The sequence below is a fragment of the Calothrix sp. NIES-2100 genome (assembly GCF_963875285.1).
Classification (GTDB): domain Bacteria; phylum Cyanobacteriota; class Cyanobacteriia; order Cyanobacteriales; family Nostocaceae; genus Aulosira.
The window spans coordinates 8545147-8557182 of sequence record NZ_CAWNLA010000001.1; the positions used below are offsets into that span (position 1 = coordinate 8545147).

Here is a 12036-nt window from a genome sequence, read left to right on the forward strand (position 1 = left end):
AAAATTTTCTCAAATCTGTTTAAGCTAGGGTATCAAATTGTGGGCGAACTTGGTGCAACTTTTTTTCAGTTACTGACAATATCCACAGGGTCAAATATCAGGGAAAATTGTGAATTCGTTTCTGTGCGATCTTGGTTTAAGCTGACTCTTGGGTAAGTTAATTGGGTAATTTAGTTTGATGTGTTAGTTATTACAACGAAAGGCTCCAGGAGAAGACATCAACTGATATCACCCCCCTGATGCCCTCTGGGGGCAAAAGGCTTTTATGTCATCATAAAAACTGTAGTTCTGGTTTGAGAGAAACAGTTTAAAAAGCCAAATTATATCCGAACGCTAACATTGAGAATACAAAGCATCCTTACTTTCATCTAAACGTGGGTTTATAAATGACTTTGTTTTTGTTAATTTTACGGAAATATAATTAAAAGTATTGAAGTAGTTTAACAAAGCGATTTCTACGAAAAGCTCGCCAATGCAATTAAACCGCAAGGATACCGCTGGATAAGTTTATACGCACTTTTATCACAGTCGAAAAATCTATTCAGATTGTCACTTTGGTTGGGGTGATACTGTTCTGGGGATACTTGGGATTTATAAGTTATCAAAATCAGCGGCCATCTTCTGTGCGCAGCATTTTACCAACAAGGCAAAAATAAAAAACTCCACCCACCGATCGGCTCAACTTTGTCTAGAATACGTAGATCCTGTATTGTTAATAATTGTGAAGGAAACTTGATGAAAACTCAAAATACTGATATTGGACAATATTCTTTTCCTCAGCGCATTTACCGATTTCTTGGAGGTGCAGCCCTAGGTCTATTCGTGGTCATCATCCCAATCTCCTATGCGTCTTCCATAGATTGGAACCTTTTGCAAATCAGTATTGCATCATTTGTGGTTATATCCTGCGGTTTATTATCAAGCATTTGGGGTGAAAAATTTATTGATGCAGTCACAAGGGTATTAGATTCCTGTGGTTTTTGAACTGTGTAAAGTCGTCTAAGGGATTTTTGCAGCAGTTTATATCCCGTCAGCTATCAGTTGATGTTCATCATGCTTCAACCGATTCATCTGGTATGTGTTGATTCTCGGACTCGATACCTATACATTCTAGCTAGATACCCTGAAGACCTTGAGTTGGAAATTGTACCAAATGGAGAGGTGTTCTGATGAATCAAGTTAATTTTGATACTATGGATGATGCCGAATTGAGACGGTACTTTTTGGCAAACCGCCAAGATCAGGCTGCTTTTCAGGCATATTTGGATAGATTCAATCAGCGTCCAAAATCAGCGATCGCCAGCCCAGGCGACCCCGATTTTGATGAAAAGATTCAAGCAGCAATTCGACAAAAACTGGAAGCATCGAGTAGTACTCAGCCAGCTAACAACCCGGTGGATCGGACAGAATAGAATCCTTGCGCTTCTCTGTTGATCGCAATTAACTCCAACTTGGTTCAGCTTTAAAGCAGCCAGAATTGTTACCATATATTGAGATTAGATATTGAAGCCTTGATCCAAGCTGAAACCTTAGAACTATTAGAATGGAATCGCCTCTGCCAGCATCTTTCAACCTTTGCGGCAACTAAGTTAGGGGCGATCGCATCACGTCAGCTACAAATTCCCGATTTTCAAGCGGTAAGTACGCAGTTGTTGGAGCAAACAAAAGAAGTTTACCAACTAGAAAGCCGTCTATCCCCCAGCCTATCCTTTGAGGGAATTCAGGATATTGGCGATTCTCTCGAGCGTGCAGAACTCCAAGGGATTTTGGCAGGAGATGAACTGTTGGCGATCGCTACTACCCTTTTTGGTAGTAGGAATTTACGCCGGATAATTGACAACCAAGAAGATGTGCCCATTCTGACGGAGTTGGTTGCCGATTTGCGGACTTATCCGGAACTAGAGCAAGAAATTCACCGTTGTATCGATGAACGCGGACAGGTAACCGATCGCGCCAGCCAAAAACTGGGCGAAATTCGCACGGAATTGCGGAGATTGCGTAGTCAGATTACCCAGAAATTGCAAAATATTTTACAGGCGAAATCAGGTGCAGTCCAAGAACAACTGATTACCCAAAGAGGCGATCGCTATGTCATCCCGGTAAAAGCGACACACAAAGACGCTATCCCCGGTATTGTCCACGATACCTCTACCAGTGGAGCCACGCTGTATGTGGAACCCAATAGCATAGTGCCCGTAGGTAACCAATTACGCCAAGCTATCAGAAGAGAACAGACAGAAGAAGAAGTAATTCGCCGCACTCTCACAGAGCAAGTAGCAGCAGTTAAACCTGATTTGGAAAGGTTATTAGCAATTGTTACTACCTTAGATCTGGCTACAGCTAGGGCGCGTTACAGTTTTTGGTTAGGTGCTAATCCCCCCAGATTTATTAACTGGGAGAAGCAAGAAAGTATTACCTTGCGCCAGCTGCGTCATCCACTGTTAGTGTGGCAGCATCAACACGAACAAAGCTCACCAGTAATACCAGTAGATTTGCTGATTAATCCGATAATTCGGGTAGTGACCATTACAGGGCCAAATACTGGAGGGAAAACTGTTACCTTAAAAACTCTCGGCTTAGCAGCATTGATGGCGAAAGTGGGTTTATTTGTCCCTGCCCGCGAACCAGTAGAAATACCTTGGTTTGACCAGGTATTAGCGGATATTGGGGATGAACAATCCCTACAGCAAAGTTTATCTACCTTTTCTGGTCATATCCGCCGCATTAGTCGGATTTTGGATGCTTTAGGGACTGAGGAAATAGGGGGAGATGAGGAAGCAATATCCCCCTCATCTCTAGTATTGCTGGATGAAGTCGGTGCAGGAACCGATCCAGTCGAAGGTAGTGCATTAGCGATCGCTCTGTTGCAACATTTAGCTAACCACTCCCGACTCACAGTAGCGACAACCCACTTTGGCGAACTAAAAGCACTGAAATATGAAGATGAGCGATTTGAAAACGCCTCAGTAGAATTTGATGAAAGTACCTTATCACCCACTTATCGGTTGTTGTGGGGCATACCTGGGCGTTCCAACGCCTTGACAATTGCCCGTCGCTTAGGTTTAAAACTAGAAGTTGTCGAACAGGCAAAAACTCACATAGGAGGAGCAACAGACGAAGTTAACCAAGTAATTGCTGGCTTAGAAGCGCAACGCCGCAGCCAAGAAACCAAAGCAGCCCAAGCACAAAAACTGTTGCAGCAAGCAGAACGTTTATATAAAGAGGTTTCAGCTAAAGCCGCCAATTTAGAAGAAAGGGAACGTGGGTTAAAAGCTTCCCAGGAAGCAGCAGTACAACAAGCGATCGCCCAAGCCAAAGGTGAAATCGCCCAAGTGATTCGGCGCTTACAGCAAGGTACACCCACCGCCCAAGATGCCCAGCAAGCAACTAACGCCCTCAATCAAATTGCGCAGAAATTCCAGCCAGCAACGCCAGCCAAACCAAAAGCGGGATTTATGCCCAAAGTAGGCGATCGCATCCGGCTTTCTCAGTTTGGGCAAACAGCAGAAGTTTTAGTCGCCCCCGATGAAGATGGTGACTTGACTGTTCGCTTTGGCATCATGAAAATGACAGTCAAGCTGGAAGATGTGGAATCTTTAGATGGTCAAAAAGCTGAACCGATTGTCAAATCCAAGCCAGCACCAGCAGTTACCCCAGCAGCACCACCAGCCTTGACAATTCGGACTTCTAAAAATACAGTCGATTTGCGCGGAAAACGAGTGGCTGATGCTGAATTGCTTTTAGATAAGGCAATTTCCGAGGCTCTAGGCCCAATATGGATTATTCACGGACACGGTACAGGCAAACTAAGGCAAGGTGTGCATACCTATTTACAGCAGCACCCCAGAGTCAGCAAATACGAAGCCGCAGAACAAGTAGATGGTGGTAGCGGTGTTACCGTTGCCTACGTTGAATAAAGGCAGGGGGACAAGGGGGACAAGGAGGACAAGGAGGATAAAGGAAGGGGGAGAAATGCCCAATGCCCTATGCCCCATGCCCCATGCCCTATGCCCCATGCCCTATGCCCAGATAATTATATTTCTGCTTTGTAGAATATAAATTTTCATTTAGAGTAATACAGAGATACATGCTGATTACCACAGTGATAAAGCAAGCTTTAGCTTCTGACTAATACAGCTAGAAGAAACTAACCTTCAGGCTTGAGAGTCTGTTTCAAAATGGGTAACAGCAACCGTCCCTATTAGCCCGATCACCTATGCTAAAAGTTATGCACTCGGCCACTAATTCAGCCACTCCAAATTCCCAGTGGGAGGATCTAATTAAGCTCCCAGCCCCAAACACGGTTCAGTGGGACAATATCAAAACCCAGTTGGACTTAGTGCTGTTGGCGCTTGAAACTTTAACTGGCATTGGTTCCGAGGCTATGCTCTCGGCAGCAATTGATCTGAATTTGGAGTCAAGAGTGCCAGATCGCGTAGCTTTATGGCGATTGCGCCAGTCGAATCCGCTACGCAAAGGACAAGGAGGACGAAAAAAACTTGATGTAGAAGAAGCGCGATCGCTGGTTCTCATCATTTGCTACCTTGCCAAACAGCACCAAGAATTAATTCGCCGTGCTGTCGGTCTATTAGAACAAATGGCGGAAAATAACCAGGAACCTCACCAAACCGCTTTACTTGGAGATTATATTGATGCTTTCTGCAACACTTACCAAGAGCGAATGGAAGAGGACGACAAAATCTCAACAGATTTACTCACCCATCTGGCACTGAAATTGCTGGTAGATTTACTGTTTTACAGCGCCCCTGGTGGACACCGCCGTCTGTGGTTAGCACTTATAGACCGTTCCACAAAATTTTAGATTTTCGATTTTAGATTGCTCCTCCAAAATCCCAAATTTAAAATCACCAATCATCTCCTTCGCAGTTTCTGCCATGCCTCTATCAAATTCTGTCATTCGTCGCTATACACCCCCCACTTGTACATTAGAAGTCTTGGCACAAGATTCGCCTTTGTCTCGGTGGATGGGCAAAACTGTCCTCAAGCAGTTAAGCTTTGAGCTGCGTTTTGACGATCCGCGACTACCAGAAGAAAGCAGATTCCCAATTCGGGGCGATCGCGACCAACTTGAAGCTTTGTGTGATGCTGTCACCAGTTATGTTCAGCAATTTCTTCACCAATCTCCAGAAAGCTTTTGGCTCAGTTTCGCCGGGCCCCAAGACTCCAGCAAAGTCTCTGATGACTCACAATTAACAGATTTTCAATCTTCTTCTCTACCCGCTACCACTAAAACATTAAAATCTTTTCCCTCTTACCTACCACAGACCAAAATATATTTAGAACCCAGTAGCTATTTAAGTCACAAGCTTTTCCTCGGATCTCTAGCTAATCAGGCTTCAGGGCCAGTAATTCAACTCAGTCTGCTGCAATTATTCGATTTGGCAACTGCCTTAGATGAATACTCAGCAGATATCATGGCGTTACCTACTCTGGAAAATCCTCGCAGTTCAACTGTTAGCTTCCCTACTTGGGCACCTGTGGCAGCTGTATTAGTATTAGGTGTGGGTTTACTACCCATTACCTGGCAATATGTAAATAACACTAAGTCAAAGCAGCAAGTTGCCAAAAAACCCACTTCCGAATCGGCACAAATCGCCCTTCAACCTTCACCATCGCTTAACCCGGAAACTGGACTTCTACCTCCAGACAGTTTACCCCCTTTACCACCTGTAGGCTCTACCCAGGCAATTCCTATAGCGCCCACAGCACCCCTGACAGCGCCTAATTCCAACCTTACTAGCAAATCTTCACCAACATTACCGAATTCTGGCTTATCTACATCTCAAACAACTGCTGGTGGTTCTAATTCAGCTAAGGGTAATCTGCCATCTGCTGCTGGAAGTGTCTTTGGTGTACCTCAGCAGCCAAACCCAACTCTTCCTAATAATTCCCCGTTTGGATTACCCAAAACCGGCGGACAACCGCAAATTGCCATTCAACCAAATCCTACAATAAACACTCCTGGGTCAATTAACCCAGCTGATATTGGTGTGACTAAAAAGCGGGAACTACCACCAAGCCTATCTACTAACAGAGGCGGTGTTAGCCCAAATAGCCCAAATATAACTACAACTCCGCCACTTCTTCCGACTATACCCAATCAAACAGCCAGTTCACCAAAGCTTGATGGAGATTACAATCCTGCATCTAGTACCTCTCCAGTTACAGGTAATAGTAATCCCTTAGCTGAAAGATTGCGGAATGAACGCAAAACTCCCACATCTACCCAGGTAGCCACAGATAGCACATTATTTGATACACCTCAAGTTTCAGAAGCTAGACAATATCTCCAAAAACGTTGGCAACCACCTGCGGGATTGCGTCAAACACTAGAGTATAGTTTGATGGTAAATGTTGACGGTACGATTGAACGCATTTTTCCTTTAAATAAAGCCGCCAGAGAATTTGTGAACAACACCGGAATGCCCATTATTGGAACACCCTTTGTTTCACCTAATAAATCCGGACAAAATGTCAGAATGCGAGCTGTGCTTAGTCCTGATGGTAAAGTGCAAATCTTCCCTGAGAATGAATAATTTAGGGAAACAGCTGATGCTACTATCGAAAATCAGTTTTTACTGCGCTTTGTGTATCAGTTATCAGTGGTAGAGTTTGAGCAATGCTAAACCTCTACCATTTACCAAATCCTCTATCCGTGGGTAAGGATTTTTAAGATTAAAAATCTTCAATATCGCAAATAAATTAACGTGAATTATAAGCAATAGGTTCAGTGAAGGAAAATTATCGTTGGGAACAACCAAAATCTTTAAGGCGAAGCTGACAAGCTTAAAGATATTCCCTACCATCTATATCATTCCAGCTTAACTGAACTGTATTGAATTATCAAGAACTCACCTAACCAGTCTCTTTCTCCTCAGATGAGAGGGGCTGTAGGTGAGGTCAAAATGCTGTGCATAGAACTCATGTTACATTAAAAAACAGGCTGGTAATACCAGCCTGTAATTTTTGGATTGCACTTGATATTTTAAAAACGAAGAATTCTCAATTGTATTGTTTGCGATTGGCGGATAAATAAAATGCTTGAAGTGCTTGAAGTATCCCACTAATTGATGTCGAATTCTGAGTTATGCATTCGGAATTCTGATTTAATAACGGGATTTTTTGGTTTTTAATTTTTGCTTTTTACGCCGCCGTTCTGTAGAAGCAACAGCATGATCCACTGGATAACCAACCACAGGAATTACCTGATATTTGCGTTCATCTTCTAAATTTTTGAGTTCAGTGTAATCAACCCAGTGAATGCAATCTACCGGACAAGTGTCTATTGCTTCTTGAATGACTTCTTCTGCGTCTCCATCCTGACGAACTACACGCGATCGCCCATAATCTGGTTCAATGTAAAATGTATTACGGGCGACATGGGCGCAGTGCTTACAACCAATACAGGTGATTTCGTCAACATAAACACCCTTTTGACGCACCAGTCCGCCTAATTCCGGTTCTAAACCAGAGCGTTCTGGCGCATCACGCAAAAAACCGCCTAATTCTGGTTCTAAACCAGAACGATTTTCTTCTTGTTCTTCCGGTGACGGCAGAAAATCAGCCATTACGCACTCCAGCGTTGTACTACCAGGCGAATTGAACCATCTTCTTGTTGTTTTTGTTCAGCAACTTGAAAGCCAACACGGCTAGTTTCTTTGACAACTGTTTGATAAGCATAACGCTGAGTCACTTGGCGCAAAAATCCATCTACAGAAAGATTTTGTTGCCAATATTGCAAGTCAGCCACCAATTCATATTCTTGGCCATTCCATCTAAAGCCGATATCATACCCATTTTCTTGCTCAATGGAAATTTCCGCAGGATGGGTTTGACCGCGATAGCCACGTACCTCACGCGGACCCGGTTTCCAGTCTATACCTAATTCAGTTAAAGCATCTTTTAAAGATTCGAGGTTACGGATTTGAGTTTTAATTTGGCTAAAGTGTGACATGGTGGTTATGAATTAACGACACTAAACTATTTTGAACAATTACCAATCACTCAAAGCGGTTTGCGTATTCGCCATACCGGATTGCTGCACCATAGTGGCAAAGAATTCAGAGGTTGGCTCATGAGTCAGTACTTGACCTAGCTGTGCTTCTATTGCTGCTGTGACTTCAGCACAAGAAGCACCCACAATGCCAGTGACTTTCTCTTGTACCCGACCATCTGGATAAATTATGAACTCTAATGTCTCCATGCTCTTGGCCAACCACGATAGTACGCTTAACTTTTATTCTTTTAGCAATTGGCTAATAATGTAGCCGTCGGAACATTTCTACTTAGATACAAACTTGCCATTTGTTAACTAATGTTCCATCTCTCAAAATATATATCTCAGAAAATTTACAAAAATTATTAATTTTGCAAGTCTACACATCGGTCATTAGTAAGTCTCTCGTAACCTAATCGATTAGTCAAGTTCACAATTAAACTGGTAAGGAAATTTAAGAAAAGCCTGAAACACAGGCTTTAGCGGTAGTATAGTCCGCTAAGTGATTCACAAAACTATAAAATTTATTGAAAATATTTATCATTATCATTGTATTGTTATTGGGCATTGGGCATTGGGTTTTCAAGACCGATGAGCGATCGCATTATCTTTGTAGCATCGCCCAAAAAATACCGTGCCCGAATTTTTATGTATTAATACAGTGAATACAAGTATTAATTATTGGCTAGATTATACTTAGCAAGAAGCTATTATGTGAGAAAAGGCGATCGCAGTTTTCAATTTTTTATTCCTCTACAGTCGCTTACGGAATCCACATCAGAAAACAACGATTACCTTTCTGCTCCGTAATTTTTGCACCCAACAGATGATAAAAACTCAACCCGCGAGTGTTGCGTGCATCAGCATTCCATGCAATATGTGTACAATCATTTTGCTTGGCAATTTCCGCAAGATAACTCATCAATGCGGCTCCGGCTCCTTGGCTTCTCATGTTATCATCAACGTATAAATCATCAAGCCAAATACTTGGTTGTCCTGCAAAAGATGAGTACCTAAATCCATACAAAGCAAATCCAATTTCCCGTTCTGCAATCTCTGCAAATAAAACGTAAGCAAAAGGAATTTCAGCAAAAATTGTTTTGCGGATTTTCTCTTTTGACACTTGCAAAACACCAGAGAAAGCGCCAATATTGCGATCGAATTCCGCCTTCTTTTTGATGAATGAGAAAATCAGCGATACATCATCAGGGTTAGCTGTTCTGACTCTCATTGATTAACTTTCAAGCTGCTTGAGGATGATTATTCTTACAGTCTAACTCGAAGTGCGATCGCGCTACGAGTTTACTGATTATACTCAGGTTGAATTATCTTTTTCCAGTAATTGACTCGCTGTTGCATCAGAGATTTATTATTGACAGTCACTTCCAAGATTCCAGAAATGAAAGCTTCCTCTCCAAACTGCTGATAGTCATCAATCAAAAGTATGTGCTTTGGTGTAAAGTTACCGTTTTGAAGTACTTTTCTGTTGTCTTCAAAACGGTACTCAAGATTTTCACTATAGCCGACATACCTGCGTCCATTGATTTTATTAGTCATTATATATACACCACTTGTCATGAATAAATCTTATATTCCTTGAAAATATTCCATTTCGTCATTATAAGCGATGTAAAATATTTATCTCAACAGTAATTATCAGGATCAGGATATGAATAGTCCTGTTTGTTTGTGATGCGATTTGTGTACGCGAACTATAGCAGAACTTAGATCCCCGACTTCTTTGAGAAGTCGGGGATCTGGACACCGTAAATTTTCACCACTCCTATACCGATTGCTATATTACTAAGCATCTTCAGGATTTCGCTGTCTTAACTCGTCAGTAGTGTATGTCCCGATAGGACTCCAAACTATATAAGGAAATAGTAATAGCGTCGCCATCCAAGAAATGGGGAAAACACAAATTGCCAGAACCACACTTAAAATTACACCGGCTAGCCCAATCTTTTCCCCTACTTCCAGACTACGTAACCGCAACATTAGAGGTATATAAGCTACGGTGATAATTTCCAATAACAGGTACAAACCCATTAGTAGCCAGGTAATTGCATTTCCGGGATTTTTTTGCCAGACGATATTAGCTGAAGCTGCACCGCAAACAAAAATCACAGTCCAAATTAGGGGTATTAATGGCTCAAAAATTAGCCATTGGGGACGACTTAACAATGCAAACCATTTGACATCACGGGGGGTGATGAAAAAACTACCGAGTGCAATAAAGAATGTGACAGCCCCAATTACTATCCAAGATTCAACCATGCTGTTTACCTCTGCCTATACATTTTGACCAGCCATACATACACTGCAAGTTTGGCAATTGCCGACAGAGGTTAAATCAGTCGCGGGTGGGAATCTTCAGATCTATATTTAGAGATGATTTATAACGTGATTTAAAAGATCCGTGCCTATAATACTCCTGTAGAGAGAGTACTAATTATTACAAATTTTGGAATAGCTTTGCAATCAAGGCTTTTAATCCAAAATCCAAAATCTATAATTGTTATCACTCTTGTGCGCCAGCTTTTTGCAGACTCCGCACGATACTTCTAAATCCATTAAATTCAGCAATCATCAAAGCAGTATAACCGCCGCGATTTTTCAAATTGACATCAGCCCCAGCTTCAATTAATGCTTGTACTGACTGCTGGAAACCCCCTGAAGCAGCCCACATCAATGCTGTAGCCCCGGCTGAGTCCTGAAAATTCACATCTGCGCCCTTAGCTATTAATAGTCGCAAAATCGCTGGATGATTGCGTTGTGCCGCTTTGAGCAAAGCTGTTTTTCCGTCTTCTGCTGGGATGTTGGCGTCAGCACCGTGATCTAGTAATATCTTTAATGTCTGGCTGTGTCCTTGGGATGCAGCTAGGGTTAAAGGGATCTCACCGAGATTTTTGTCATGAATATCTCCACCGTGGCGTAGAAGTGCTTCTACAATTTGGCTATGTCCCTGTAAAGCTGCTAACAGCATTGGTGTATCACCCAGGTGATTTTTAATTTGCACATTTGCGCCCCGATTCAGCAAGGCTTCCACTACATCTACGTAGCCTTCCACAGCAGCAAGGTGTAAGGCTGTTTCACCATCACTATCTTGGTGATTAATCTTGATGTCTTGATCAAGTAAAGCGGTGACGATTTCCATATTACCAGCGGCTACTGCTGCTGATAGCGCAGTTCCACCGTCCTGATTTTCTACATTGACATCAACCCCAGCGGCTAGTAGTGTTTTCACAACTGCCAGATGTCCCAAGTCTACGGCGATCATTAACAGCGTTTCACCCTCTTCATCTTGGATATTGACATTTGCACCACTTTGGATAAATGCTTCTACAACTGCGGCGTGTCCATGCTTCACGGCTAACTTTAAAGCTGTGTCATCATCTTTATCTGTAATGTTAACTTGGGCACCAGCAGCCAGTAAGACTTTGACTACATCGACATAACCTTTAAGTGCGGCTGCCATTAAAGCTGTACTGCCATCTTCATTAATAGCATTAACATCTGCACCTCTAGATATTAAAAGCTTGACAACATCTAGCTGTTTGGCACTAGCAGCCAACATCAAAGCCGTTAATCGGTAACGTTTTCTGGCTAAGTTAATATTCGCCCTAGCATCTAGGAGCGATCGCACAATTTCCGTATAACCTAAATTAGCAGCGAACATTAACGCCGTCGTCCCATCGCGATCGCACGAGTTCACGTTCACACCAGCAGCCAGTAGCGCATTTAGCCGCTTGATATCGCCGCTTTTAGCAGCTGCAAGCAGCAACATATCCTTGTTTTCAGTCATGGTGAGATTCCGCCCAGGCGGTTTTTGTTGATCTAGCCTCAGAATTTAGTCTGAGATTGTTTATCCACTTTTGCAAGGGGGGTTAACTGAAGGATGAAGTATGTAGGGCGAGAGCAACTGACCGAAGGGTAGGATGAAGGATGAAATTATCCTATCTATCAAGGGAAATGTCGGAACGGCGACTGTCGGCGATGGGTGATGGCTAATTTTGGTG

Annotated in this window: 12 protein-coding genes and 1 pseudogene; 6 read left to right on the top strand and 7 right to left on the bottom strand. The window is 42.7% G+C overall.

From position 1 onward, the window contains the following. Positions 1 to 735: 735 nt before the first annotated feature. From AACU32_RS34740 to AACU32_RS34760, 6 genes and pseudogenes are all read left to right on the top strand, one after another. Positions 736 to 984, top strand: a complete 249-nt coding sequence (locus AACU32_RS34740; RefSeq protein WP_096606747.1) for a hypothetical protein — start codon at positions 736 to 738, stop codon at positions 982 to 984. Positions 985 to 1032: 48 nt separating this feature from the next. Next, positions 1033 to 1170: pseudogene (locus AACU32_RS40825) on the top strand (DUF6888 family protein); the annotation flags it as partial. Then, complete coding sequence (locus AACU32_RS34745; RefSeq protein ID WP_096606749.1) at positions 1170 to 1412, top strand: DUF6887 family protein; 243 nt, start codon at positions 1170 to 1172, stop codon at positions 1410 to 1412. The pseudogene AACU32_RS40825 and the gene AACU32_RS34745, both read left to right, overlap by 1 nt. Positions 1413 to 1511: 99 nt before the next feature. Further along, positions 1512 to 3917 carry an endonuclease MutS2 gene (locus AACU32_RS34750; protein WP_096608316.1) on the top strand — a complete coding sequence of 802 codons (2406 nt, stop codon included), beginning with the start codon at positions 1512 to 1514 and terminating at the stop codon, positions 3915 to 3917. 299 nt (positions 3918 to 4216) lie between these two features. Beyond that, entirely contained in the window at positions 4217 to 4822 is a 606-nt protein-coding gene (locus AACU32_RS34755) for a DUF3038 domain-containing protein (RefSeq protein ID WP_096606751.1), read from the top strand. A gap of 73 nt (positions 4823 to 4895) precedes the next feature. Further along, positions 4896 to 6557, top strand: a complete 1662-nt coding sequence (locus AACU32_RS34760; protein ID WP_096606753.1) for a DUF4335 domain-containing protein — start codon at positions 4896 to 4898, stop codon at positions 6555 to 6557. A gap of 570 nt (positions 6558 to 7127) precedes the next feature. Here the strand turns inward: AACU32_RS34760 and AACU32_RS34765 are convergent. From AACU32_RS34765 to AACU32_RS34795, 7 genes are all read right to left on the bottom strand, one after another. Next, positions 7128 to 7589: a ferredoxin gene (locus AACU32_RS34765; protein WP_096606757.1), complete on the bottom strand. Its 462-nt coding sequence runs from the start codon at positions 7587 to 7589 to the stop codon at positions 7128 to 7130. Further along, positions 7589 to 7975, bottom strand: a complete 387-nt coding sequence (locus AACU32_RS34770) for a DUF1257 domain-containing protein (protein WP_096606759.1) — start codon at positions 7973 to 7975, stop codon at positions 7589 to 7591. The genes AACU32_RS34765 and AACU32_RS34770 overlap by 1 nt, the downstream gene beginning before the upstream one ends. Positions 7976 to 8014: 39 nt before the next feature. Continuing rightward, complete coding sequence (locus AACU32_RS34775; protein ID WP_096606761.1) at positions 8015 to 8224, bottom strand: DUF2997 domain-containing protein; 210 nt, start codon at positions 8222 to 8224, stop codon at positions 8015 to 8017. 556 nt (positions 8225 to 8780) lie between these two features. After that, positions 8781 to 9248, bottom strand: a complete 468-nt coding sequence (locus AACU32_RS34780) for a GNAT family N-acetyltransferase (RefSeq protein WP_096606763.1) — start codon at positions 9246 to 9248, stop codon at positions 8781 to 8783. 71 nt (positions 9249 to 9319) lie between these two features. Then, positions 9320 to 9574, bottom strand: a complete 255-nt coding sequence (locus tag AACU32_RS34785) for a hypothetical protein (protein WP_339378537.1) — start codon at positions 9572 to 9574, stop codon at positions 9320 to 9322. A gap of 246 nt (positions 9575 to 9820) precedes the next feature. After that, the gene (locus AACU32_RS34790; RefSeq protein WP_096606767.1) at positions 9821 to 10294 is read right to left on the bottom strand and encodes a TspO/MBR family protein; all 474 of its coding nucleotides are present in this window, start codon (positions 10292 to 10294) and stop codon (positions 9821 to 9823) included. A 244-nt stretch (positions 10295 to 10538) separates the two neighbouring features. Next, positions 10539 to 11822 (bottom strand): ankyrin repeat domain-containing protein, encoded by a 1284-nt coding sequence (locus AACU32_RS34795; protein WP_096606769.1) that lies wholly within the window; start codon positions 11820 to 11822, stop codon positions 10539 to 10541. Positions 11823 to 12036: the final 214 nt, after the last annotated feature.

Coding starts and splice junctions, on each gene's coding strand:
- AACU32_RS34785 (WP_339378537.1), bottom strand. CDS start 9,574: ATGACTAATAAAATCAATGGACGCAGGTATGTCGGCTATAGTGAAAAT.
- AACU32_RS34755 (WP_096606751.1), top strand. CDS start 4,217: ATGCTAAAAGTTATGCACTCGGCCACTAATTCAGCCACTCCAAATTCC.
- AACU32_RS34780 (WP_096606763.1), bottom strand. CDS start 9,248: ATGAGAGTCAGAACAGCTAACCCTGATGATGTATCGCTGATTTTCTCA.
- AACU32_RS34775 (WP_096606761.1), bottom strand. CDS start 8,224: ATGGAGACATTAGAGTTCATAATTTATCCAGATGGTCGGGTACAAGAG.
- AACU32_RS34765 (WP_096606757.1), bottom strand. CDS start 7,589: ATGGCTGATTTTCTGCCGTCACCGGAAGAACAAGAAGAAAATCGTTCT.
- AACU32_RS34790 (WP_096606767.1), bottom strand. CDS start 10,294: ATGGTTGAATCTTGGATAGTAATTGGGGCTGTCACATTCTTTATTGCA.
- AACU32_RS34740 (WP_096606747.1), top strand. CDS start 736: ATGAAAACTCAAAATACTGATATTGGACAATATTCTTTTCCTCAGCGC.
- AACU32_RS34760 (WP_096606753.1), top strand. CDS start 4,896: ATGCCTCTATCAAATTCTGTCATTCGTCGCTATACACCCCCCACTTGT.
- AACU32_RS34770 (WP_096606759.1), bottom strand. CDS start 7,975: ATGTCACACTTTAGCCAAATTAAAACTCAAATCCGTAACCTCGAATCT.
- AACU32_RS34795 (WP_096606769.1), bottom strand. CDS start 11,822: ATGACTGAAAACAAGGATATGTTGCTGCTTGCAGCTGCTAAAAGCGGC.
- AACU32_RS34745 (WP_096606749.1), top strand. CDS start 1,170: ATGAATCAAGTTAATTTTGATACTATGGATGATGCCGAATTGAGACGG.